Here is a 22,266-nt window from a genome sequence, read left to right on the forward strand (position 1 = left end):
GAATCACTCCATTATCTGGATTCACTTTGTCCGCTGTCATTGAGATCGGACATCCGAGATTCCCGAAGTCGCAGCAATTCAGCCCGTGCTTCATGGATTGTGGCGCCACTCTCGGCAAGCTGTGTGTTGTTCCGCTCAAGTGCGATCGTGTTGTTGTCAAGAGCCTGCTTGATTTCCATCGAATGTCGATCAGTCGTTTCCATCATCCTCTGAAAGAGTTGCTGGTGAGACTGGTGACACTCCCGTCCCATCACTCCGATCGTTTCTTCGAAGTGTGTCGCGATATCCTGTGTGCGAGACATCGCGGACTCCTGGAGTTCCTTGTGCTTCACCATCGCGTCGTCCTGCAATTTGCCCCACGCTGAGAAGATCGATTGCGACCCCTTCCACAGTGCCCAAAAGACAAGACCGGTCCAGACAATTCCGAACACCATCACATAGAAGAGCAGCCAGAACGCATCATCGCGCCCGGACGTGGTCGATTGAAGGTGATTCAGAACCTCTTGTATCGAGACAGTGTGATCCATTACTCCACTTTCCTGGCGGTTCGAATTGTGAGAGTGGTCCCATCCAAGACCTTCGTGACGCGGCACGGAATCCTGACACCGTGCTTCTCGAAATAATCCAAAGAAAGAATTGCCTCCAAGTACGCTTCATCGTCTTCTGACTCTTTGAGAAGCCAGACGCCCGCTGTTGTTCCTGTCTGCTGTGCGTACCTTGCCGCCTGACCGAATGCCGCGTCCGCTTTCGCACACCATTCGACTTCCCAGCAAATCTCAGCCGCTGGATCATAGATATCCACCCGCTTCCCATTCGGGAGTCGATACTCGGCATGAACTTCTGCATCCAGTCGACAGACTTCTGTGCAGAGCCACTTGGACCATTGTACTTCACTGGCGCCAGCATGTGGTGGATCTTGTCCCTTGGGCAGTACGCCTGCTTTCTCTGCACCTGCAATGGTTCCAGCAACAGCCAACGTCAAGACAACCGTCTTCACCTGCCGCTTCGCACGTTTCAGAAAGCTCTCTTTCTCGGAATCACTCATCAACGTTTAAGCCTCCATTCAACGCTTCAAAGAGCATTTGAGCCATCTCTTTGATCACTGCCCACACCGCTCGGTACAGAATCGCCATCAAGATCGGCGGAATCGCTTCGTATCCTGAATCGGCTTGCATCGCTCGCAGGCAACGTCGTTTGCTCCAACCCTTGCGTCTCTGCCGTCCCTCCGGCGCGGTATAGAACAGCAGGCTGCCAGACAGCACTCTCCGCACTCTGTCTTCTTCGCTCACTGACTCCTGAGAGAAAGCAAAGCGACCAACAGCAGAAGCACCCAATCGATCGCCACTCACGGAAGACGACTTGGATTCTGATTCGTCCCATCGCACCACGATGGAAGCTCCCATCACCAAGTGGATCTCCGCGTGACCAGACCAAATATCGATCCTTTGAATATCAGGGTCTGGCCAAAATCGAGCGGTAATCTCGGCCTTGCTCTTCCAGGAGACTTGAATCCTGTCCTCTTCGACTCGAATCTCCGGTACTGGGTCACCGTGCACCTTCAATCCGAACGTCTCGGTCAACTGCATCTCACCTGTAGCGAGAAACGCCCGAATGAGTTCCATTGGGCGTTTTGCGTTGGGAAAATTGAACTTGGTAGTAATCATCGCCGCCACCTCCAAGATCGCTGGGGCGCCGATCTGTAATAGGAGGTGACGGCGGCATGTAACTGCTCACCAGAAATTCGAGCATTGAGCCAAGCCTTCGTCTGGACATCGCTCACGTGCCGCAGCGTTCCGCTGGAGTCTCGGTAGATCGTCATGGGGACAGTGTTCGAGTTGAAACGACTGACCGCTTCTGACCACAAAGCAGATTCCTGCTCTGCGTCCATCGCAATCACGCCCGGAATCTGTTCATACCCAGTGGACAGCTTGTACGCCTGACAGGGACCACACCACGTCGTACTGAAGATCACAACCGCCCCGCCTTCTGACGGGATGAGCGACTCCAACGTACGCCCTGAAACAGCCTCGCTGGACTCAGGTGCTTCTGTTTCTTTCACGAGTGTTTTGAGTCGCGACACAGCAGCGAAGTACGCCTTGCGAGCGTCTGAAGACAAATGCTCGGTCAACACCCCGATCAACTGTCCATCGTCATTCACAACGGCCCCGCCAGAGTCTCCCGGTCGCGTCCCTATCTCTTCAGGAAGCAACTGAAGAATGAATTCGGTGAGCCCATCGGTGCGTGCCTGACTCTCTGTCACGAGTCCCCGCATCAGCGTCAGAGTTGTCAGCCCATATGCCGTTACAGAGTCGAAGTAGCTCGGTTCTGCGATCTCCAAACCGGGAACGTCAAGCCCCTCAACTGTCACCAAAGCCAGGTCAGCCCCTCGAATCGATTGAAACCGTCCGGCGTATTCCTTGCCATCATGTTCAATCAGAACTCGGTATCGATTGCCAAGTCGCTGAACCAGATGCGCGACGGTCGCGAACTGGCCATTTCCCAGAGACACCGCTGAACATTGATAGCGTCTCGTTCCAGCCCCTTGATCGGCATAAATGCGATAGACAAAGGACTCCACCGAGAGTGCAGCCGGAGCCTCCTGCTCGAAGGCTTCCGGTTCACTTTCAGCATCATAAAGACCGGTTTCCGCAACCGGACCAGCGTACTCCGATTCCGCATCAGAGTGAGCGTGTGTCACGTCTTTCGAGTCAGCTTCCAAGACTCCACTGTTGCGATCCGTAATGAGTGAACACAACAGCACCCCAATCAGCAACAGGGTTCCCATGTCTCGCATCGTTTTGCTCCTGCCGTTATGCCGCAGTGATGGCCATCAAAGAAATCGCTTCATCAGGCACAGCATGTCGTCCTGAGTAGATCGTGAATCCGTTTCGGTCTCTCGCCAGACCAGAGTTCGCCGTCAAGATCCCGACTGAACCGTCTTGCATCTCCACCGCGTCAATCGCACAGACCAGGTGCCGTTGCCAGTTGTACGCCACTGAAACCGGCAACCCGGACAATAGACAAGTCACCAACTGACCAAAGTTTCGCGGTTGCAGATCCCACCATTGATCGGCCTGATTGTTCAGCCGATCATCGCGAGACGACTTGGTGTCATACCGCCGATCAACACTGTTTGCTGGCCAGATTGCCTGCCTCGCTGCTCCAAAGTCATGAAGCACCTTGATCGCTTCCATGCCCCAACCACCACGAAGCCTGTAGCCAGTTGCCAGTGCAGCCACACTTCCAGAAGACAACAGAACTTTCTTCTGCTCATCGAAAATGATCTGCTTTATTTGAGCCATGAACGTTGTGCCGTTTGCCCAGCACAACGGAGTTGAACTCTGATGGTACGGCTTGAGTTTTGCCATCTCCATCAGATCAACCAGCCGAGAGCGATTCGCCTTTCGCTCACGAATCCGGTCGATCCATTCATCTTCCGGAATCAACGGCATTGAGAACGGAGCCGCGTAGCCTGTGCCACCGCATGGATCTTGCGCCCAGTCGCGTTCGACGTATCCCGTCTTCCGGCGGCCTGTCACAAACCGATGCCAGTTGCCGTCTGTCACAACTGAGCTTTGCTCAACGTCTCCCCACGTCATTGCACGAATCCTTCCAGAATTGCCCGCGTTTCGTCCCATGACTTCGGCAATGGACCACTGAACCCCCGCTCACCGTGGTCGCTGACATACAGCCAAGGGACTGAATCCCTCGCAGCGTTCAGACCAACAGTCCACTTCGGATCAGCCCGCGAGGCGTCGACGTCGTCATCCCAGACCTTCAGTTCCACGCCGTTCTCATTGCACCACTCACGAAGCGGCACTCCGAGAATCAGGTTCAGATGCCCTCGATCGAGAACCGTTCTTTGAGAGACGTCTTCGACAACCAGCACTGACAGAGCGTCTGACTGAAACGGTGCAGGCGTCTCCGTAATCCCGTCAATGAGATTCGGAGACCATCCCCACAACCCGGAAAGTCCAAAGAGCAACAGCAAAACACCCAGAAGATCACGGATCATTCGTCATCCTCCAGAACGTGCCCTGAGTAGTTGCTCTCCAACTGGTGATAGAGATCCAGTGCTTTCGCGTCTTTCATACGGATCGTATGCACGCGTCCATCTTCATCTTCCACTCGAATCTGGATGATGCGAGAGACTTCAGAAAGCACGTCGACATCCGATCTCGCCCACGAATCAGGCGTCTTTCGCGACTCCATCAGACCAGAGGCACGACTCTTGACGAACTCCAGAGCCTGTCCGATCCGTGGCCAGAGAATCGCCACAGCCACAGCAATCAGTCCACCAGACTGAATCAGCTTCCAGAGTTCTGGACTCACAGAGACACCTTCGAATTCCATCACGATTCCCCTTGATTCATGCGGTCAAACGAGACACGCACAGAAGATCACTCTTCGTCGAAGATGAGTTGCAAGCCCTTCGCCGCGTAGTCGAACAACGTGTCGACAGCCAACGGCACCACAAAGTCAGAGAAAGGAAGATTCAGAGACTTCGCACTCTCTTTGAGTTCCGCCTTGTACTTGGAGATGTCTTCGTCACTGATCCCGTCCGAGACGTCACAGACAACTTCCCGAACTTTCCCCGGAATCATCGGAGTGATGAACGCACAAGCGACATTGAGAAGTTTCCCCTCCCGCTCTTCGCTCATACCGGCAACATCAATTCGCTTATTGATTCTGGATGACCAGGCCAAAGCGAATTCCGCATCGTTCTTGTAGTCAACTGCCATGTCCGTCTGGCTCCCGTTTGAGTGTTGCGCAATAAAAAAGGCGGCCGGACTCTCAATTGAGCCTGACCGCCGTGGGCGATTGTATTTTCGATGTGCCTCAACTCAGGCACTGTTCATGAATGTTACGTTTGAGTTCTTTTCAGACGATCAAATTGAACATCGTCAATCACATGATTCGGATCACGAACCACCAAGGTGCATCGCCGGTGACTGGTCGTCTTCGGCTTAATGTGGAGAACCACGTCAAGTGACTCCCCTTCCTGAAGCGGCATTGTCACGCCTGCCGCGCGGCCACCGCCTTCGTTCGCCATTTCGATTTCTCCGTAGGAAAAACAAGACTCAACTGCAACTAAAGAACCTTCGCACGAAACGTACAATACGCATGACTCTCAAAAATCGTCCATACGAGTTCTTACGGTGTCAGTTGCGTTCCGAACGTCGCTGGAATCTCCGGCACACTCGAAGGACTGACCTGTCCTGTCTCAATCAAGTGATAGACGATAATGCATGCACAATGCGGATGAATTGGCGGTCCGTTCACAGCGTCCGGATCAATCACTCCCCATTGAGACCGCAACTTCCCGTCCAGTCGCTTACACCTCTTGCAAGTTCCAGTAGACGTTCTCCATGGTCGAATCTTCCAACGGTCTTTCTCGTGTGCAAAGCCCACTTGTACGGCCGCCGTCTCAGTCCCGTGGGTGATCGCACGCGTCCCTTCCGTGGAAATCGTGTCGAAGCGTCGCGTCTCCCCGAAAATGTCCGTGACAAGCTCTCTGACATCCTTCTGAGTGGGAGCAACCCGATTCCGTCCAGACGGCGTAAATCCGTCTCCAAACTTTTCCAGGCGGTTGCGGTAGATCTTGTCCAGACCTGTCATCAGGCGAGCCTGCGAGTTCTCTGTGTACTTCCGCGCCACCTTTGAGGCTTGCAGGTTGGCCCAACCAGTTGCTTTTGCTCTTGCGGGGATCTCTCCCAGACCAAACTTCATCCCGCTTTCCGTGGACAGCATGAGCAGCATCAACACCAGCATATTGCGGTGTTCTTCCTCAACACGTCTCCAGAAGCTACTCGGCACGTTTCTTGGATCAGGCGGATTGCCCAAGAGAAGAATCAACTCTTCTCGCTGGCGAGTGTTCAGTTTCCGCATGTCCTTCAGAAACCGATCTTCAATCTCGGTTCGGCGCGAGACGTCCATTCTTTCCGATCCCCTCGGCACGGGTTCATAAAAAAAGCGGCATGTTCTCGTCCTGCACAGAGAGATCACACCGCCATCATCCGGGTTACCCCGAAATTCGTCAATTCTGAATCAGACCTCCGCAACCGAACTGCTTATTTGCAGTCCACGATTCCAGCAACGGTCGAAGCGACACACATGGTTACGGCCACAACAGCGACGACCATCGCAGCCGTGTAGAGTGCCGATCCCTCACTGACGATGCGTGCAGTCGATGTCGCACAGAAAGTGACTCCTGCTGAAAGGATGTTGATCTGGTTGATTCGTTGACGGTTGAACATTTCGGAAATCCTCTCTCCGACTCCCCGGAGTTGGGTTGTGGACGTTAGTTGCCACTCTATTAGTTCAACGTCAATGTGCCGACACAGGATCATTGAATCGGAGTGGTTTCGTCGGATTTACGAAATATATCGAGAATTCATTCACTCTTGAGACAACGGCATCACGACATACGTCGTTCCGTCGCATTCGAACTTTTGAGCCATGTTGCTCCCCATGCACGTCCATTCAATCAAGGCTGTCGCGTCCAGCGTCTTGCAAAGATCCAGAATGTACGCACCCTCAATTCGAACGAGCATCGACGGTTTGTTCGCAATCAAAGTTCCACCGCCCTCCCCGTCTCCGTGGACAGAGTCCGGCATTTTGTGAGTTTCCACAGGCAGATGAATCTTGGACTTACCGATGTCCTGCCCAACCTGGTCGATGTGGATCACACCGTCTTCAATGTGAAAGTCACTGCCGGTCGATTCCTTTTGATCGACAACTTTGGCCTGACGAATTGCGCGAGCCAATGGACCAGCTACGGCCCGAACACACATTTCGTAGTCATTCGGAATCACGTCCCGAAACGCAGGGAATCGACCTTCCACGAGGCGACACCACAGCGTCCCGCCAGCAGAACTGAACTGAATCGCGGACGCATCCTGCCGAATCTCCACTTCGTCAGCACTGCACAGAGCCAAAGCATTCCGCAATGCCAATGCAGGAACCACCGTTTGATCTGCAATCAGATCGGTGTCCTTCACGCCTTGCTTCACTTGCACCCTAAGCACATGGTGAGACAGCCGCCGTGAATCCGTTGCCGCCAAGTGCAGAAAGTCACCTTTCAGTTCAAACAGCACTCCGCCCAACGCATATCGAGTCGATTGAACATCACACGCAAACACTGTCCGCGTGATCGCCTTCGCCAATCCCCCACCGCCAACGATTACCGGATCACTCTCAATTTGCTTCAACGATGGGAATTCCGCCGTGTCTTGCGTCTGGAGCTGCCAACTGTTTCCATCCCCCTGGATTCGCAATTGGCCATCTTCCAAAGAGACTTCAATCGATTCGTCGGCAAGTTCACGACACAGGCGAATGACACGCTCATTCAATAGTGCTTCACCTGGTGCCATCACCTCCAGCGGACCATCGTCCTCAGTGAGTCGACTGAGGAACGCGACTTCGTTGTTATTGCCCAGAAACGTCAGCCCGTCCGGTGATGCGGTCACCTTGACGTACTTAAGAACCTCTTGCGAAGTTGACTTGGGCGACACGGCCGCCGCTCGTTGCAAGTGATCCAGAAACGTGTCTTTTGAGACGAGAAACTTCATAAGAGTGCCCCCTTCCCCAGAGTGCAGGACAGAAGTAGCAACACGGCTCCACTCCACACGAGCAAACACCCGGTCACTAACAGAGAAAGCGATAGAAAGCGAAACATGATTCCCCTCCGTGGGATTTGTTGATTAAAGAAGGCCGATTAGTCCCACTGAGACAATCACACCTGCGAGACAGAGTGTCATCAGAAACAAGCGACCACCCAGCAATCTCAAATACACGCCGATCTGTCCAAGGCTATCCCATCGGTGATAATCCTCATCGCCGAACAGGAACGACTTGATCCACCAAGCCAGATCAACAACCGGGTCCATGAAACCGATGAGCAGCGAGATCGCTACCAAGATCAAAGTTGTACCGACACCTCCGAGCAAGAATGTCAGTGCCAGATTGACAAACGGATATTCCAGAAAGTCCATTGTTCTACCACCCCTATCGATTCAACGAACCGGCTTCAGTGATCGGAATGCCAGCCTCAGTTGGGATATAAATAATCTGATCGATCGTCCCGTTCTGGAGTGCTTCAGCGAACGCACCAATAAATTCCTGATGCCTGTATTCCGGATACTTCTGAGCCACTTCTCCGACTGTCTGAATGGCTTCCGCTCGCAACTTCGCGGCTTCCACTTCAGCCTTGGCTTGCTCAATCTGGATCTGTTTTTCGTGTTCGGCACGCCGCAGTAGTGCCTCCCCTTCCAATCCAGCAGCCCAGACTCGGTACTGTGGCATCGCAAACATCCACGTAAGCACCAATGCGAACACGAAGACACCGACAAGCACTACAGCCATAACAACAGAACGTCCATCTTTCACAGAACTTCCTCCCATCCGGATCGGCACCGGATCAGCCTTGGTCGAATTGACCGGAACGCAAGATTAAGCGACTTCAGCAACCTCTCGCGAGATACCTTCTAGCTGCCACGCGGTGAACGCTTCATCAAGCTCACGATGCTCACCACCCAGAATGTACTCCAGCTTTTTGATCTCTTCTGTAGTCATCGCGACGGGTTCACCGTCCAGCCACTTGACGAATCGTTCGAAAGCTTCCATGTCGTGATCCGTAAGCCTACGAATCTGTCGCGAGAATTGAACCATTGAATTCAGCGAGACGCTGTATTTCGTGTGCAGACTGGCCACTGTCAGATCTCCTGCCGATATCCGCTATCGGTGTGCGTTGTCGTTCACTCGACTCAGTTATTCTATCGGCACTTTTACGAAGTGTCAATCATGTTCAATCCAATGTCGGCGGAATTACGAAACAAAAAAGCCACCCCAGAATCTCCAGAGTGGCTCGAATTCTCTTGTGAATGAATCGCTCGTTACGACTTACGTCTCTTGAGCCCGATTGCCCCGATCAGCCCCATTCCGAGCAGTGCCATCGATGACGGTTCTGGAACGGGATTGAAATACGGTGTGAACGTCCAAATGGCCGTTCCTGTCGCTGTTGACGGATAAAGGAACTCCGGGAAATCGTTCGGGTGATTGTCCATGTACACTTCGAGATTCCAGACGTCTCCGACTTCGACAACCCCATTCCACATGGCGCTCGTTGACGGATCTCCGGGCGGCAAATTCGGATCACCATTTGGAGCAAAAAACTCATTCAGCAACTGACTGGATGGTCCGCTCAGCGGGTCTTTGAAGAAATTCACAATCGCCGAACCACTCTGGACACGACCTGGTGAAACGATCGCCCCCCAGTTGAACTCAACTTCGAGTGTCCAAGTTCCACGTCCAGTTGCAGGCATCGTGACAGCGTCGATGAAAGCTTCGACGTACTCTCCGCTTGTCCCTCGCGTGACAGAAAAGTCCCACTGATATGTGATCACTCCGCCCGCGTCTTCAGCAAAGTTCCCGACGACAGTCGCTGAATCCGAGTCTCGCGTTTGCGTCGTCGTGTGGTCAGTTCCGTCATTCGCTGGAGTATTGAGAGTGTCCACAACCCCAGTGAATCCAAAATCGTGAACGGCGGCCGACTGAACAACCTCATCAAGCATCTGGAATCCCGCCATCGCGGAATTCGCACCGAAACCGAGAACCGCAACGAAACACAGCACTCCCGACTTCCATCTACCCATAGCATTCCCCTCAACAGTGGTTAAAGATCAGCCCACACAGATTGATCCATAAACTTACACTCAGAACTGTCCGCTGGCAATTTGATTCTCTGCCTTCAATCGACTGAATAACCTGCGCCCGATTCTTTCACAGTTCTTCGACGAAGCCGTCATCGTGCATTCCAGCTTCAGCAAGCAGTTGTCCAACACCAACTCCATAGGAATCTGCAATCTGATCCTTCAGACGCTCTTGTTTCTTTTCGTAGTCCTGCACACCAACGGGGAACCCAACCAAATACTGATTCGGGTCGTATCGATCGTCCTCTTTGTCGTCTTCTGTAAAACCCGTCAGAAGGCTTGTCACGTCGTCAGCATCCTCACACACGAACACGTCATCGTGTGATTCTTCCTTCAATCCACTACCGCCGTAAACTGCCGTCGTACGAAAGCTGATCAAAACAACGTACTTCCCAGATTCCATCCGATATAGCTTGAATTCGTGCCAGCGGGCATACTTCCCCGGATCTTCCGGTCCTGGAACTTCTGCGATCAGTTCCCCTGTAAATCCTACTGGTCTTCCGTCCGTCTGACGGAGCGTAATGCGATCCATTGCGATGGTCTCCATATCGCAATCCTCTCTTGTCTTCCTGCGACCTCGACAATCGAAGTCTGCCTGTCATATGAGGTTACACCGTATCCACCACAGCGGACCAGCGTCAACACTCCGCGGCCTCCGACATTTTGCCGCTCACAAGAGATTGGCCCTCCCTCGCGTTCTTCCTACTGTTCAATACGAAGGTTGCAAGGTTCAGATCATCACTATTTGTCACGAATCTTTATGAGAATGGCCTCGGTAGAGACGTTTCGACTCTCCAAAACACCACTTCACCAATAAAAAAACAGTCCGCCAGGTTTCCCTGACGGACTGTACCGGGTTGTCATCAAGACATTCTTTCACGGAAAGGATGCTCGCCCGGCAACTACGAGCTTACCACGGATCGCAACTGAGAAGCGAGCTTCGCCACGCACAACTGGTTCAGCGAGACACCCTCTATCTTTGCCTCTTCAGCTAACGCCTTGTGCAGACTCTTGGGAAGCCTCAACGCGAAGTTTCCACTGTACTCATCAACCTCCGGACCCTGCATCGATTCCATCATTTTGCAGATCTCCTGATACTCGTGAGTCTTCGAGAATCTCGTCCTCTCCGTCTGAGACGGGAAGAGTTCTCCCATGATTCCGCCAATGCCAAAGAGGGCATTATGGAATTCGATCCAGTTGGAAGACTTCGCTGCCACTTTCCTCGCGCGGTCGAGTGCTTTTTGCTCTACTGATTCTTGTGCTGTCATTTCCTACCCCAATTCCTTGTTTGTATTCGAAAAGGAGAAAAGGTCCGGGAGGGGACCACCCCCTCCCGGATGTCATCTTCACTCGTCCGTTCGCAGGAAGCGAACCCCGTCAAAATACTTGACTTCGAAGTACATGGCCTTCTGGTCAAGTTGGCGTCCAATCTCCCGAACAAGTTGTTCGAGTTCTGGCAACCGCTCTGGTTCCGAGACAACTGTCAGTTTCAGGCTTGTGTCCTGATAGTGCTGACCGTCTTGCTCGTCGACCCAGTGCCCTTCAACTCTCCCTTCGAGAGTTGCCCCCCCAAACCTTTCCCAGACTTTCCGGGAAATCTCTTGGAGTTCTTCGGGACTGACGGGTGATCCATCGTTTCGATGAATCGGGATAAAGGTTGTGACCTTCATCGAGTTCTCCTTTCCAAATTGTGAATGAACAGTGTCTTGATGACAGAGGTCATGATACCGCCGGTAGTTGCATGCGTCAATACTGCATGCGATATCATTTTCGTGTTTTTGCCGAAAATATTTCTCAGTGAGAACTGCCATTGAATCGAAGAACATCCAGGCAGTTCAGGCTTCAGAATCGCCTTGCGCATTGCTTGTGCAAACTTGCCAGACTCAACAGTGAGAGAGCCGTTCTCAGGCTCACCTGACTCTCTCACTGGAGTGCTGGTCAATTATTGAGCAATCAGTTTCATTCCGTCTTCTGGAGACAACTGGAAGCCCGCTGCGTGCTTGTGTCCACCACCGCCGAACTGTTTGGCAATCTCAGAGACATCTTCCCCGTCTGGCTTGCTGCGCAAGCTGAACACGAACTTCTCACCAGTGAAGAAGTAAGCCATCCCGAATGGACGATCGGTTGCAAGTTCTCCGGCGATGTCGCTGAACAGAGTTGTCGCATTGACGGCCAAGATCTCGTGTCCTGCAACCTTCACCGGCTTCGCGTTCCTGACGTGACTTGCAACGGTCTGTTTCTCCGATCGAAGAATCGCAGCCCCGGACTCCACAATGGAATCACCATCGAAGATGCCGTGAGTTGCCATGTCCGACCATGTTTCGAATTCCATCGGAAACGATCTCAGCCAAGCATTGATCTCTCTGGAGTGCTCCAGATTGAACCGCCACAAGTCGCGATCTTCGACATAGGCCACAATCCAAGGAATCTTCTCGACACCTACATGCGGGATACTCCAACCATTCTGCACAAGCCAATCCCACATCAGCCGAGCACCAGACTTTTCCATGTCAAAGACACAATACGGAAGCCCTCTCAGGTTCTCTTCTGCTGACTTGTGATGGTCCAGAACAATCAGCGATTCCGTCTGATCGTACATTTCTTCCATCACCAGACGGGGATAGCTGAAGTCGACCACGATCACATTTCGACCTGCGACATCAGGTGGTGAATCTCCATGCTTCGCTGCGAAGAACTCAGCATCTTCGAACACCAGGTTCGCCAGCCATGCGGAACAGAATCCGTCATGACATCCACCATGATAGATCACAAGTGGATTCGATGGCTTCTCACGGCTTTGAGTCCTGCCTGTTTCCCTTAGCCGTCTTCCTTCTACTTGCCGCTTCCGCGCGGCCGCGTCAATTGGTCTCATTCGGACTCTCCGTTCTGTTTACGGGATTCCTCCAGCCTCGCCTTGTATTTCTCAGTGTTCGAAGCTGTGACGTGCTTCCGAATCACAGTTTCGACTGCTTCCTCCATTTCTCCGGATGTTCTCACGTGCATGACCTTTCCGTGAAAACCTTCCATCGCCTCACGAACAGTTTTCACTGTTGCGACAGTCTTGCCGACGCACACGAGCATTCCATCGGGGAATCCGCCCCCTGCAATCTTCGCCAGAAGCGCTGCTCCTTTTTCATCGCACGAGTCTTCACTCTTTATCACTGACTGAGACGCATACTTGTTCGCACTGTCTTTCAGAGACGTCACTTCATTGAACACCACAGCCAGCACGTTCTTGTTGTTGTCGACCTGCTGTCTCATATGGGAAACTTCCCCGGTGAGCTTTTCGATTCGATCATTGGTTCTTGAACCAAACATCTTCATCCTCCTCAGTTGGAAAAGCGGTCTTAACTACCTCGGACCGCTGGTAAAGAAAAAGCCCGAATCGTTGACTAACGAAACCGGGCACGCCTTCGAAGTTTGTCGTACTTAGCATTGTGTGCCGCCACGTCTTCAATCTGGAGAATGCACAGCAGCAACACCACGAAGATCGCAAAGAACCAATACAGAAGCCACATGATGACTTTCATTGTGCGCCCTCCATTTCACTCAGTAGCTCCCTTTCCTCATCGATGAGTCGGCTTCGATCTTCAATCAGGTCACTCTTGCTTCGCTTGTGGTTCCACTGGCGGTCGTAAGCTGCGATCTCACTGTCAATCAGTTTGATCTGACCGCGAATCAGGCTCAGCTTTAAGCGATTGATGAAACCTCTTTCCGTCTCCACATCGTTCATTGATTATCCTCGACCTTCAGGTGATTGGCTGATGAAGAGCCCACTCATGAAACACCACACGTCGTCAGCCTCCACCTTGACTGCTCCGCAAGTGCACTCCTCTTTGGCATCTTTCAGTTTCACGTCGCACAACGTGATGTAAGGTCTCAGCATTAGCCTCAAGAGTTCCGAGTCCTCATCGCAAATCTCCACACCGTCTTCCCTATGAAACAGTGCAGTGATCCTCTCAGCCAGCCCCTTTCGCACAACTGGATCGTCACCGACAAACTTCGGTGGATTCCATGCTTCTAGTTCGACGGGTTCGCTCATTTCTGTTCGTCCAGCTTGTCACCAAGAATTGTCAGAAGCTCCACAACTTCCGGTTCAGGTTTGTCGTCAATCACCGTGCGTACAGATCCCAGAACACGGTCCAGAGCCGCCTTCACACGAGGCGACAAGTCGTAGTATTCGATGGCATCCTTCTTTGCCTTTCGTGAGAAGAACCCTCTCTTCTCCTTGTGCTCAGACGTCATGACTTCAACGGGATTCTCCGGTTCCACCACTTTGTACTCACCTTCCATCAAACGAAACGAAGGCGGCAATTTCAGACCGTCTGGCCTTGGAACAGGCTCGCGTGGCTTGGGGACTGGCCTCCGTTTTTCGGCCGGACTTTCCGGTTCTTCTACCTTCTCAACTCGACGCAACACGAACGACGGAAACGCTTGCAAACTTCCGTCCGATTCCATTCGAACGCCGAGACACTTGACTCCCGGAAAGTGAACGAATCCGGGAGCTTTGAATTCCGTGCTCTCGACAACACCAAAGTGACCGATCCTGAGAACGAACGGACCAAAGTTCGCGTAATTGGTCCCCCATGGAGTAACTAAATCGCGGACGACAACCCGGTCTCCGACTTCAAAACTCATGGGGTCCCGATCACAATTCCCCTGATCGGCTTCCGAGTTCTCATTCTCCGGAACTTCCGCCTGTTCTGCTTCTTCAATCAAGCGGTCAATCCCACTCAACATGGGACTGGCGAAGCAATCCCCAACCGGTCCAAGATTGTCACGAACAGAGGCCACGACCAATTCAGCCAGCCACCGAACATCCTTCAACGCTTTCAGTCGTTCACTCATCTCAACAGTCCTTTTCGATCTGTTCGCGATTCGCGTGAACTTCTTTCACTCTCTTCAAGTGATCGCTCGCCAAACGAATCGCATCGGATTCACACTTAGCGTCCACGTAGAATTCGCTCTGGATACTTGGTCCGTCATTCGTCCACACTGTTAGGTCTGACCAAATACGTCCCGGAAGTCTTTTGCAAGTAACCGACGTTCTCTCGTCGATTACAACCTGGAAGTGCCTCATCCCTTTAGGTGGGTGCAGATTCAAACCTTTGAGAACTGGTCTGAAATAAGCCTCATCCCACCCATAATCCCCTCGTGAGACTGTCGGGACTTCATTGAGATATTGAGTCACCTGACTTGCTTCTTCACGATCATTGTAAACTGCAAAAACACACTGAGATTCATACTGAGTGGCAACTTCAACCACCCATGCAATCTCAACTTTTTCCGCAAGAATGAAATTGTGGAGCATCACCGCTCAGTTCCTTTTTGTCAGGTACAAAAAGAGACGCCCCTGCGCCGACAACAACACCTGATGAAGCCACTCGCACAGGCATCGAAAACAGAGGCGCCTCTTGCTTCACTGGACTCGTTGAATCCGATATCCAATAAGTTTCCAGTCGTCATCAAAGACACTCACAATGTGAACTCCAAACACGAATCGCAAAATTGGATTCAGAATGACATTCCACAAAGTTCTGTGTCTGCTCACTGGGATATCAGACTGACATTCCGGGCATATGTTTTCCCGAAACTCTCCGTGCTCTTCGCATCGATATAGAATTGTCATGACAACCTCGAATCACAGAACGCGAGCAAGCATGTCACGCATTTCTCCGACACACTCAGCAAGCATCGACTCCAGCTTCATGGCAACGTCAGAAGGCAATCCCGCCTGAACCTCTGGAGCCTCTTCAGAATCCAAAGTGTCCAACCACTGCAAGAGTTTCAGCTTGGAGTCTCTGTACTCCGCCTTGATCGGCTCTTCGACGGCAACGTACTCCGATTCCACAATCGACCCCGGAAGACTCTGAGCAGCTTCCTGAACAACGTCATCAACTTCAGCGAGTTCAGCATCAACGTGTTCGGACGATTCTGGAACGGCGTTCTGATCGGCTTCGATACGATCCCGCTTCTCTTGCTCGATCGCTTCGAGTTCTTTCCGAGCGGCTTCAGCTTGTTCCTTCGCTTTGGCAAGTTCAGCCTCTTGTCGCTGGAACTCTTCCTGTGCTGCTCGCTTCTCTTCTTCGAGCTTGGCCTTCTCAGCTTCCATCGCAGCACGTTCTTCAGCGAGACGCTTTGCTTCAGCTTCCTGTCGTTCCTTCTCGATCCGTGCTGCCTCTTGACGTTCCAGAAAGGCTGCTTCGGCTTCTGAGAACTTCTGCTGAACGTACTCTTCAGACCACAGGCCGACTTCACGAGGATCAACAACCGATCCGACTTCTGCGAACTTGTTCACGATCTCTTGAACGCGAGCACGTTCAGCCGCTTCCTTCTCCGCTTTGATTCGCTTCTTTTCTTCTTGGTATACGTCGTACTGAGACTTGAGGTGATCTTCGATCGGCTTCAGTTCAGCCGTGATCTGTTTGGCAACTGCGTCCACCTTGCGTCCGTAGTCCAGAGCAGGCTGCTTGAGAGCCTTGCGAGTCTCTTCAACACTGAGCCGCAGCTTCTTCATTTCTTGCCATGCGGGATGCACCAGGTTGTACCCGGCGTCATCGTCTGCACCCTTGCAGGTGAGTGGAAGATACTTGTCTTCGAGTTCCTTAATCTTCTCACTCGTGAGTTCGTTGAAGTTTCGACGGCTCACTTTGAGTTCCGGAACAGCAACGATGTTCTTTGGTTTGTCTTCGACGGTTGTCGACATTTCCCCAGACTCCCATGCAGATCGGGCCTGCATTACCCTTTGGCTGAACGCCGATAAAGAAAAGTTGTCTCAGTGTAAACGACACCGAGACATGAATCGATCAAAAGATTTATGGTTGTTCGTAAAAATCACGATCTTTACTGACAAGTTAAACGAACTCAGCGACACCGAGAGGATTCGAACCTGCAACACTACGACTCAGTGACCTGTGAAGGACTGCTACAGCCTGCGCCTTACTTTCTGTCCATCCTTCATTCTAGGCGTTCCCAATTCCGCCACGGTGTCGAACGCTCGTTTCAATTACCTATGGTGCTACAAAAGACTTCTGTGGCTGGAGTCGGTTGAGTTCTACAAGAGCATCCTCGAACGACTCAACAAACTTCACGCAGTCCAGCCAGCAGAAAATGTTCTCCCTGTGACCAACAACGATAACAGGCTTACCCATTCCAAGAGCCATGCCAAGTTCGACATGACGTCCTCCTCGCGAGGCAGATGATCGTGGAGGTTCCGTGAAGGCGATCAAGACGTTGCACGAACGAACATCAGCAACGTCTTCATTTGCAAAGTGAAGTCTCAATCTCGCAGACTGCTCGGTTCGAGAACCGTTGTCTCCCTCTTCGACAAGCGCTTCGCCTTCTTCGTTGATGGGCGTTCCATCGTCGCCAATTTGATGAAACCCATTCAGCCAACGACTTGTGACCTTGATGCCATTCGCCTCAAGTGCTGTGCGGTATTCACACAACTCCAAACGCCTTGAATAACGTGCCGCAAGATAAACCGAATCGTACATAATGAGACTCCCTGTTAAGTGTGAGATTAAAAAATTGCCGGAGTTTTTTGGTATCCGGCTCCCTCTGAGTGTGCCACGAATTGAACATCTTCCATCTCCGTGTTTGATGGACGTGTCATGTGAATTTACATCGAACCGCTCCTTCTCGTGGTCAACTCTGCCGGTCGAATAAAACCAACTCTTTCAATGCCCTAAGCCCGCACAAAGGCGGGCTATTGATCGTCCGGGCCAGACGGTTGATGGCTGGCTACTCTTGCGTCTTGACCTTTTCCGCAGCCGTCTTGCCTCTCTTGAATGCTGCCCAATAGCGATTGCTCACTTGAATGTGCTCCTTCACCTCTGGATCAGTCATGGAGTATCGGGAAAAATTCTTTCGACGAATCATTGACATCGCCCACGGCCCGTTTCCTTCGATGTATGCTGTAGTCTCAGGAATTGCGCCTTCGACGAATCCACAGAACTCGACGCATTCATCAAATGACATCCACTCAGGGTTGCCATCTGCGTCTGATCCGTCACTGTCATGCTCATCAGAAGACGACCCGCAAACATACGAACGCACTCCCTCTCCGTACCCTTCATCCTCCCATAGATCAGGGAATACTTTCTCTATGGCGCTTATGTCAGTACCTTCAGCGACGACAAATCCAGCTTCCATCGATCGTTCCGTTGTTATGTTCTAAAAGGTGCCGGTCTCTCCCGGCTGTCACGCTCGAACTCCTTAGACCGGGCCAAACCGGATTGACAGGAATCCAGTCGGGCTAGAGCGTGTCACCCCTCGCATAGCGGGCTTCAGCGTCCGTGGACTTTGTGCCATCGCGTCGTCTCTCCACGGTCTACGACAGGCAAACCTCCGCTCCGTGCTTACATCACGGTTAGAAGCCCTATTCAGGTATTCTCAGAACGACAACGCCAGTTCTTCCACTGGTTCCGACTCAACCTGTGATTCATCTTCCGCCACTTCGGGCTGATGCACCCTCAGTGATTCACCGGTTCGACGGTTGCCGAACTCCTGTTCTGCCTCATTCAACGCTGAATGAATCCCATCAGCGTTCTCTTGGAGCATGTCCCGAAATGTGGACAGCTTGAAACGAAGCTCCTGAATCCGGTCTCTTCGACGACGAAGAACCGATTCAGAGCTATCTGGCGTCACAATCTCCAGCGTGCCCCTGAAGTCGCTGATCAGCTTGTGAAAGTGATCAGTCATCGAATCTGCGATTGAGCCACTGGTCGACTCGTCAGCCGCCCCAATCTTGAACCGACGCAACTTGCCGTCGATCTTGACGAGGAAATCAGACACCCGAACAACGATCTCTTCCTGATTCGATGGCACGAAGTAAGCACCGCCTGCATCACGAATGCTCACCAAGTCTCCTGAGTGCTTGTCAAAGATCCGCTGAATCAAACGAGTAACGTCTGCCGACTTGCGAACTTTCAATTCCGCATCCAAAAGAGACTGGATTCGGGCAGCAACTTCTGACACGTCTGACTCGACGATTCCCGTTTTCTTCTGCACTGAGACCGTCGCTTCCCGGTGATAGTGCAGTTCATGATTCTCCGAGTCCAAGAACTCGGAAGTAAGTTGAAAGCGAATCAGTGTTGAATCTTCGTCCACCTTGCGGACGATGCGATTCTCTTCCAGCCTGTTCGCGGCTCTGGCGAACGCATGACGTGGAAGCATCTCAGTCAAGAGTTTGGAGTCAAGACCCGCATGTGCTACGGCCTCTTTGAGAAGAGAGAACTCAACCACAGTTGGTGGAGTCCAGGTTACGATTTCACCGAGAGAGAGAGTTGAAGTCTCAGTCATGAAAAGCATCTCCTGTCAGTATGCGCCACTGACCAGCGTTCCTGATCCGCTCAGGTTTGCGTTGCCGAAGGTTGTTTCGACTCAACGATGGTATCGTGAAAACGCCGACGAATCAACTGTGGGTTAAACGGATTCGTCAAAATTGCGAAAGTTTCGTCTTGCTATTCGCGAACGAGGTTGAAGAGCAATTCAAGTTGAACCCTGTTCCTGAACCATTCCCGGCCGCGATTCAACTCGCTGTTCTTCCGGATGATGTCGACGATATTGGCAACACGAAACCCCACATGCAGATTCCATTCGTCGGGATGAATGCTGAATGGTTTCCTGTCACGATCGGCCATCAATCGTGTCCCAATCACTGTCAGGTTCTTGTTGATCGTGGGAGTGTATCGATGCAGCTTTTCCAGAAGTTCGCAGCGGTTTTCTGGCCGCACGAAGATGAGCCGTTTTTCGTCTGGCGGGTAGTGATCTTCAACGGGCGATCCATGAACGTGCAGTGCGCTGAACACTGTCTTCTCCATTTCCTTCCAACACCCCTTCAGTATGCGCAGTGCATCAAGCCGGTAGGCTTCATCATCGTCGTTGATCGACCTCAACATCCCGCCAAATCGTCTTGGACTCGGATCAATTCCGTCGTTCGAGTCCTGAATCAATGGGTTCAGAAACGACCATTTCTCCAGTTCTTCAAACTCACGCTGCAACACTTTAGACAATGAACTTATATCCACTTCTGAATCTCCCAATTAAACAGCGACTTGAGCCAGATCCCACTGAACAAACCCAGCACGGTACGGCAAATACAACGGATGCTTCGGGAAGCCTTCCAGTGTTTCTCCCAGGTAGTGAACCGGTTTGCCCAGACGTCTCAGAAGTTCAATCAGTTCGCTGTGCCGATCGAACAGTTTCGCGTGCGTCCCCCAGCAACAGACCACGGTGTCAGCGACTTCACACCCGTGGCGAATGAACTCGTCATTCTCTGGGAGATTCGGTTCCGCCACGCTCTTCAACCCCCTTGGGTCGGTACTGCGCAGACTGAATGCGTTGAGCATGATGAAGCCGCCGTACTTCAGCTTCTTAGCTCGCTTCTGAAGACGGCCAACTGTCGGATCGTTGTGCCTCTCATCGGCTGTACTGGGATTCAGGCCGATGTACGCCACGATCGGTAGCTGTTCATCCCAGACGCGGCTCAACCACAAGCGATGCTCTCGTGTTGCCCGATCGTAGACAGCACACGAGACCTTTCCCGGTTCACTGAAGCCGCGAATCGAATATGGGCTGTTTTCCGGTTCGGATTCACTGTAGTCCACCGCCATCTCTTCAAGCACTGGCATTAGCATTGCCGTCTCTCCTTCGATCAATCCGCTGATCGTTGCGTTGCCTTTCACATGCGAAGTTCATGTCTTACAGAATCACTCTACAACGTGCCTTGTGTGACTGATTGGCACCATCTCAATGAGAGTTGTTTCTTCCACTTCCGAGAGAAACTGATAGGAAACCCACTCTCGTTTGATCTCTTCGTCGAACCATTCAACACGATATGTCGTGTCCCCTGCGAGGTCCAACATCACCCCTGTAATTACAACCTCGATTCCGTAGCAACCCGGAAGTCTTAATTGGGCACTCTGTCCGAGACTGTAAACCACCACCTTCTCACGTGTCTCCATTCTTGGCCTCGCTTTCCTTGTTTTTCTGGATGTATTCCCACTGGCGTTGAACTTGTACCGACCGGTCCATTAGTTCTCGGAAGTCTCCCGTCAACAGCGACTCGCAGTCGCATCTTTCGGCCTGACAGAGAATTTCCTTGATGTACCTGTAAGCATCCAGATTCATTCCAGATTCGTCGTAATGGATCGAGACGCCATTACATGGAAAGTACACCACCCGCTGATTCCGTTTCATATCCGGAGTTCGATAGCACAGTCCGATAAAGTCTTGATCTGGATCACCCAAATTGGGCGATCCAGATCCACCGGACCACGTTCAGCCATTAGACGGGCGAACTTAAGATTCGTCTCCGCTCGTTTGATCATTCGATTGAATCGTTCGTGAGGGTTCATATCTCAGCCTTCTCCTTCTTCGTTCAAGTCCGTCTCCCCTTGTCTTAGACCGCCGAAGTTGACGAGTCGAAAGACCTCTTCTTCATCCTCCAGCGTCGGCAACCGGCCTTCCGAGACCGGAATCGGAATGTTCTTGAACACTCGCTGCGAGACGATCGACAACTCCGGGAAGCGAGCTTCCTCCCGTTCGTCTCCGAACCACTCACCCGGTACTGAGAACGTCCCGCTCAAGAATCCGAGCAATGTCGTGATCCTCTGCTTCCCGTCGATCACCGCCATTCTGTAATCGTCCGGCCAGTTTGCTCCCATCCTGTCGTTGACGATCAGTGACGGAATCGGCACTCCGATCAAGACCGAATAGACGAAGTTTGTTTTCCGCTTGAGTCCCCAGACTTCGCCCCGTTGATACGGTGGGTCAAGATAGAGCGCGTCCTCTCTGACCCAGTGTGACAGACAATCAATCGGCCGATTCGTCTGCTGCAACTTCAAGCGTTCAAGCCTACCCATCGCTTCCTCTCCCCCCCTTCTGTTTAGTTCTCGCTCGGAAAGACCAGACGACTGACTTCGACCGCAACAGGTTCTTCCATAGTGATCTCTGCGAGAATGTCTTCTCTCAGCTTTGTCAGCGCGATGCCGATATCGACCAGCCCCTGAATCAGACTGTCAGTTCGCGGAGAGTCCATCGACTCCCCAGTCTGATTCCTGATGTCGATCTCCCGGCCCAGCGCCTGCATGCCGCGCTCTGCCATGTGCTCAATCACTCGCAGATCCTGAATCTGATCTGCTGTCAGCTTGAATTCGTTCCGCTTGCTCATGACTCTTTCCCCCCCTTGCCGGATCAGTCCCGGCGAACTTGTTCAATTCAACTGATGGTTAAAGCGTTCTCGTCCACGACCTCCAAGACGACCGAAAACTCGACACTGACCCTCTCGGACTGAAAGATGTCATACACCCCAGCCCGGATGATCACTGCAATCCCCCACTCCTTCTGATACTCCCGCTTCAGACGATCGACGACGTCCCGAGCGATCTTCTCGCGGATCTCCGACGCCTCTCTCCTCAAGCTCTCGACGAAGAACGCGGCGTTCAGCGCGTCGTTCGGCGGAAACTTGATCTCCAGTTGTTTCTCAAAGCACTCCTCATTCGAGAACGGCCCCTCCCAGTCGATCAGCAGGGTCAGACGTCCCAAGACCCAC

At 52.3% G+C, this 22,266-nt stretch carries 36 protein-coding genes and 1 tRNA gene; all 37 read right to left on the reverse strand.

Annotated features, from left to right (window positions below):
• Nucleotides 1-11: 11 nt before the first annotated feature.
• The 37 genes from KOR42_RS10865 to KOR42_RS11035 all read right to left on the reverse strand — a co-directional run bounded on the left by KOR42_RS10865 (nucleotide 12) and on the right by KOR42_RS11035 (nucleotide 22,259).
• A complete protein-coding gene (locus KOR42_RS10865; protein WP_146509606.1) occupies nucleotides 12-527 on the reverse strand; it encodes a hypothetical protein in 516 nt (171 codons plus the stop codon).
• Nucleotides 527-1,045 carry a hypothetical protein gene (locus tag KOR42_RS10870; protein ID WP_146509608.1) on the reverse strand — a complete coding sequence of 173 codons (519 nt, stop codon included), beginning with the start codon at nucleotides 1,043-1,045 and terminating at the stop codon, nucleotides 527-529. The genes KOR42_RS10865 and KOR42_RS10870 overlap by 1 nt, the downstream gene beginning before the upstream one ends.
• Nucleotides 1,038-1,664, reverse strand: a complete 627-nt coding sequence (locus tag KOR42_RS10875) for a hypothetical protein (RefSeq protein WP_146509610.1) — start codon at nucleotides 1,662-1,664, stop codon at nucleotides 1,038-1,040. The genes KOR42_RS10870 and KOR42_RS10875 overlap by 8 nt, the downstream gene beginning before the upstream one ends.
• A complete protein-coding gene (locus KOR42_RS10880; protein ID WP_146509612.1) occupies nucleotides 1,661-2,794 on the reverse strand; it encodes a trypsin-like peptidase domain-containing protein in 1,134 nt (377 codons plus the stop codon). Before KOR42_RS10880 ends, KOR42_RS10875 begins: the two co-directional genes overlap by 4 nt.
• Before the next feature lie 16 nt (nucleotides 2,795-2,810).
• On the reverse strand, nucleotides 2,811-3,599 hold the full coding sequence (locus tag KOR42_RS10885; protein ID WP_146509614.1) for a hypothetical protein: 789 nt from the start codon (nucleotides 3,597-3,599) through the stop codon (nucleotides 2,811-2,813).
• Nucleotides 3,596-4,015, reverse strand: a complete 420-nt coding sequence (locus KOR42_RS10890) for a hypothetical protein (protein WP_146509616.1) — start codon at nucleotides 4,013-4,015, stop codon at nucleotides 3,596-3,598. The genes KOR42_RS10885 and KOR42_RS10890 overlap by 4 nt, the downstream gene beginning before the upstream one ends.
• Nucleotides 4,012-4,353, reverse strand: coding sequence for a hypothetical protein (locus KOR42_RS10895; RefSeq protein WP_146509617.1), 342 nt, complete (start codon nucleotides 4,351-4,353; stop codon nucleotides 4,012-4,014). Before KOR42_RS10895 ends, KOR42_RS10890 begins: the two co-directional genes overlap by 4 nt.
• Before the next feature lie 47 nt (nucleotides 4,354-4,400).
• The gene (locus KOR42_RS10900) at nucleotides 4,401-4,742 is read right to left on the reverse strand and encodes a hypothetical protein (RefSeq protein WP_146509619.1); all 342 of its coding nucleotides are present in this window, start codon (nucleotides 4,740-4,742) and stop codon (nucleotides 4,401-4,403) included.
• Between the two features lie 122 nt (nucleotides 4,743-4,864).
• Nucleotides 4,865-5,053 carry a hypothetical protein gene (locus KOR42_RS10905; protein WP_146509621.1) on the reverse strand — a complete coding sequence of 63 codons (189 nt, stop codon included), beginning with the start codon at nucleotides 5,051-5,053 and terminating at the stop codon, nucleotides 4,865-4,867.
• Between the two features lie 101 nt (nucleotides 5,054-5,154).
• Complete coding sequence (locus KOR42_RS10910; RefSeq protein WP_146509623.1) at nucleotides 5,155-5,937, reverse strand: hypothetical protein; 783 nt, start codon at nucleotides 5,935-5,937, stop codon at nucleotides 5,155-5,157.
• Nucleotides 5,938-6,071: 134 nt separating this feature from the next.
• The gene (locus tag KOR42_RS10915) at nucleotides 6,072-6,257 is read right to left on the reverse strand and encodes a hypothetical protein (RefSeq protein WP_146509625.1); all 186 of its coding nucleotides are present in this window, start codon (nucleotides 6,255-6,257) and stop codon (nucleotides 6,072-6,074) included.
• A 141-nt stretch (nucleotides 6,258-6,398) separates the two neighbouring features.
• Entirely contained in the window at nucleotides 6,399-7,571 is a 1,173-nt protein-coding gene (dnaN, locus tag KOR42_RS10920) for a DNA polymerase III subunit beta (protein WP_146509627.1), read from the reverse strand.
• 132 nt (nucleotides 7,572-7,703) lie between these two features.
• Nucleotides 7,704-7,994, reverse strand: a complete 291-nt coding sequence (locus KOR42_RS10925; RefSeq protein WP_146509629.1) for a hypothetical protein — start codon at nucleotides 7,992-7,994, stop codon at nucleotides 7,704-7,706.
• Between the two features lie 13 nt (nucleotides 7,995-8,007).
• A complete protein-coding gene (locus KOR42_RS10930) occupies nucleotides 8,008-8,364 on the reverse strand; it encodes a hypothetical protein (protein ID WP_146510077.1) in 357 nt (118 codons plus the stop codon).
• Between the two features lie 87 nt (nucleotides 8,365-8,451).
• Nucleotides 8,452-8,712: a hypothetical protein gene (locus KOR42_RS10935; protein WP_146509631.1), complete on the reverse strand. Its 261-nt coding sequence runs from the start codon at nucleotides 8,710-8,712 to the stop codon at nucleotides 8,452-8,454.
• Nucleotides 8,713-8,894: 182 nt separating this feature from the next.
• Nucleotides 8,895-9,653 (reverse strand): PEP-CTERM sorting domain-containing protein, encoded by a 759-nt coding sequence (locus KOR42_RS10940; RefSeq protein ID WP_146509633.1) that lies wholly within the window; start codon nucleotides 9,651-9,653, stop codon nucleotides 8,895-8,897.
• A 127-nt stretch (nucleotides 9,654-9,780) separates the two neighbouring features.
• Entirely contained in the window at nucleotides 9,781-10,242 is a 462-nt protein-coding gene (locus KOR42_RS10945; RefSeq protein WP_231740850.1) for a hypothetical protein, read from the reverse strand.
• A 370-nt stretch (nucleotides 10,243-10,612) separates the two neighbouring features.
• Nucleotides 10,613-10,978: a toxin-antitoxin system HicB family antitoxin gene (locus tag KOR42_RS10950; protein ID WP_146509637.1), complete on the reverse strand. Its 366-nt coding sequence runs from the start codon at nucleotides 10,976-10,978 to the stop codon at nucleotides 10,613-10,615.
• A 78-nt stretch (nucleotides 10,979-11,056) separates the two neighbouring features.
• Entirely contained in the window at nucleotides 11,057-11,380 is a 324-nt protein-coding gene (locus KOR42_RS10955; protein ID WP_146509639.1) for a hypothetical protein, read from the reverse strand.
• Between the two features lie 272 nt (nucleotides 11,381-11,652).
• A complete protein-coding gene (locus KOR42_RS10960; RefSeq protein WP_146509641.1) occupies nucleotides 11,653-12,582 on the reverse strand; it encodes a DHHA1 domain-containing protein in 930 nt (309 codons plus the stop codon).
• Nucleotides 12,579-13,028 (reverse strand): hypothetical protein, encoded by a 450-nt coding sequence (locus tag KOR42_RS10965; RefSeq protein WP_146509643.1) that lies wholly within the window; start codon nucleotides 13,026-13,028, stop codon nucleotides 12,579-12,581. The genes KOR42_RS10960 and KOR42_RS10965 overlap by 4 nt, the downstream gene beginning before the upstream one ends.
• A gap of 74 nt (nucleotides 13,029-13,102) precedes the next feature.
• Nucleotides 13,103-13,240 (reverse strand): hypothetical protein, encoded by a 138-nt coding sequence (locus tag KOR42_RS26580; protein ID WP_197441059.1) that lies wholly within the window; start codon nucleotides 13,238-13,240, stop codon nucleotides 13,103-13,105.
• Nucleotides 13,237-13,443 (reverse strand): hypothetical protein, encoded by a 207-nt coding sequence (locus KOR42_RS10970; RefSeq protein ID WP_146509644.1) that lies wholly within the window; start codon nucleotides 13,441-13,443, stop codon nucleotides 13,237-13,239. Before KOR42_RS10970 ends, KOR42_RS26580 begins: the two co-directional genes overlap by 4 nt.
• A gap of 3 nt (nucleotides 13,444-13,446) precedes the next feature.
• Entirely contained in the window at nucleotides 13,447-13,752 is a 306-nt protein-coding gene (locus KOR42_RS10975) for a hypothetical protein (RefSeq protein WP_146509646.1), read from the reverse strand.
• Nucleotides 13,749-14,558 carry a hypothetical protein gene (locus KOR42_RS10980; protein WP_146509648.1) on the reverse strand — a complete coding sequence of 270 codons (810 nt, stop codon included), beginning with the start codon at nucleotides 14,556-14,558 and terminating at the stop codon, nucleotides 13,749-13,751. The genes KOR42_RS10975 and KOR42_RS10980 overlap by 4 nt, the downstream gene beginning before the upstream one ends.
• 793 nt (nucleotides 14,559-15,351) lie before the next feature.
• On the reverse strand, nucleotides 15,352-16,416 hold the full coding sequence (locus KOR42_RS10985; protein ID WP_146509650.1) for a hypothetical protein: 1,065 nt from the start codon (nucleotides 16,414-16,416) through the stop codon (nucleotides 15,352-15,354).
• A 162-nt stretch (nucleotides 16,417-16,578) separates the two neighbouring features.
• A tRNA-Ser gene (locus tag KOR42_RS26585) sits at nucleotides 16,579-16,701 on the reverse strand.
• Nucleotides 16,702-16,720: 19 nt separating this feature from the next.
• The gene (locus tag KOR42_RS10990; protein ID WP_146509652.1) at nucleotides 16,721-17,206 is read right to left on the reverse strand and encodes a nucleoside 2-deoxyribosyltransferase; all 486 of its coding nucleotides are present in this window, start codon (nucleotides 17,204-17,206) and stop codon (nucleotides 16,721-16,723) included.
• Nucleotides 17,207-17,453: 247 nt separating this feature from the next.
• Nucleotides 17,454-17,864 (reverse strand): hypothetical protein, encoded by a 411-nt coding sequence (locus KOR42_RS10995; protein WP_146509654.1) that lies wholly within the window; start codon nucleotides 17,862-17,864, stop codon nucleotides 17,454-17,456.
• A 240-nt stretch (nucleotides 17,865-18,104) separates the two neighbouring features.
• On the reverse strand, nucleotides 18,105-19,013 hold the full coding sequence (locus tag KOR42_RS11000; RefSeq protein WP_146509656.1) for a DUF6744 family protein: 909 nt from the start codon (nucleotides 19,011-19,013) through the stop codon (nucleotides 18,105-18,107).
• 161 nt (nucleotides 19,014-19,174) lie between these two features.
• Nucleotides 19,175-19,726 (reverse strand): hypothetical protein, encoded by a 552-nt coding sequence (locus KOR42_RS11005; protein ID WP_146509657.1) that lies wholly within the window; start codon nucleotides 19,724-19,726, stop codon nucleotides 19,175-19,177.
• Nucleotides 19,727-19,756: 30 nt separating this feature from the next.
• Nucleotides 19,757-20,398, reverse strand: coding sequence for a DUF1643 domain-containing protein (locus KOR42_RS11010; protein ID WP_231740851.1), 642 nt, complete (start codon nucleotides 20,396-20,398; stop codon nucleotides 19,757-19,759).
• Nucleotides 20,399-20,422: 24 nt separating this feature from the next.
• Nucleotides 20,423-20,677 (reverse strand): hypothetical protein, encoded by a 255-nt coding sequence (locus KOR42_RS11015; protein ID WP_146509661.1) that lies wholly within the window; start codon nucleotides 20,675-20,677, stop codon nucleotides 20,423-20,425.
• Nucleotides 20,664-20,894 (reverse strand): hypothetical protein, encoded by a 231-nt coding sequence (locus KOR42_RS11020; protein WP_197441061.1) that lies wholly within the window; start codon nucleotides 20,892-20,894, stop codon nucleotides 20,664-20,666. Before KOR42_RS11020 ends, KOR42_RS11015 begins: the two co-directional genes overlap by 14 nt.
• 179 nt (nucleotides 20,895-21,073) lie before the next feature.
• The gene (locus KOR42_RS11025; protein WP_146509665.1) at nucleotides 21,074-21,577 is read right to left on the reverse strand and encodes a DUF262 domain-containing protein; all 504 of its coding nucleotides are present in this window, start codon (nucleotides 21,575-21,577) and stop codon (nucleotides 21,074-21,076) included.
• A gap of 23 nt (nucleotides 21,578-21,600) precedes the next feature.
• A complete protein-coding gene (locus tag KOR42_RS11030; protein WP_146509667.1) occupies nucleotides 21,601-21,885 on the reverse strand; it encodes a hypothetical protein in 285 nt (94 codons plus the stop codon).
• A 47-nt stretch (nucleotides 21,886-21,932) separates the two neighbouring features.
• Nucleotides 21,933-22,259 carry a hypothetical protein gene (locus KOR42_RS11035; protein ID WP_146509669.1) on the reverse strand — a complete coding sequence of 109 codons (327 nt, stop codon included), beginning with the start codon at nucleotides 22,257-22,259 and terminating at the stop codon, nucleotides 21,933-21,935.
• Nucleotides 22,260-22,266 lie beyond the last annotated feature (7 nt).

The organism is Thalassoglobus neptunius (genome assembly GCF_007859735.1).
Lineage (GTDB): Bacteria > Planctomycetota > Planctomycetia > Planctomycetales > Planctomycetaceae > Thalassoglobus > Thalassoglobus neptunius.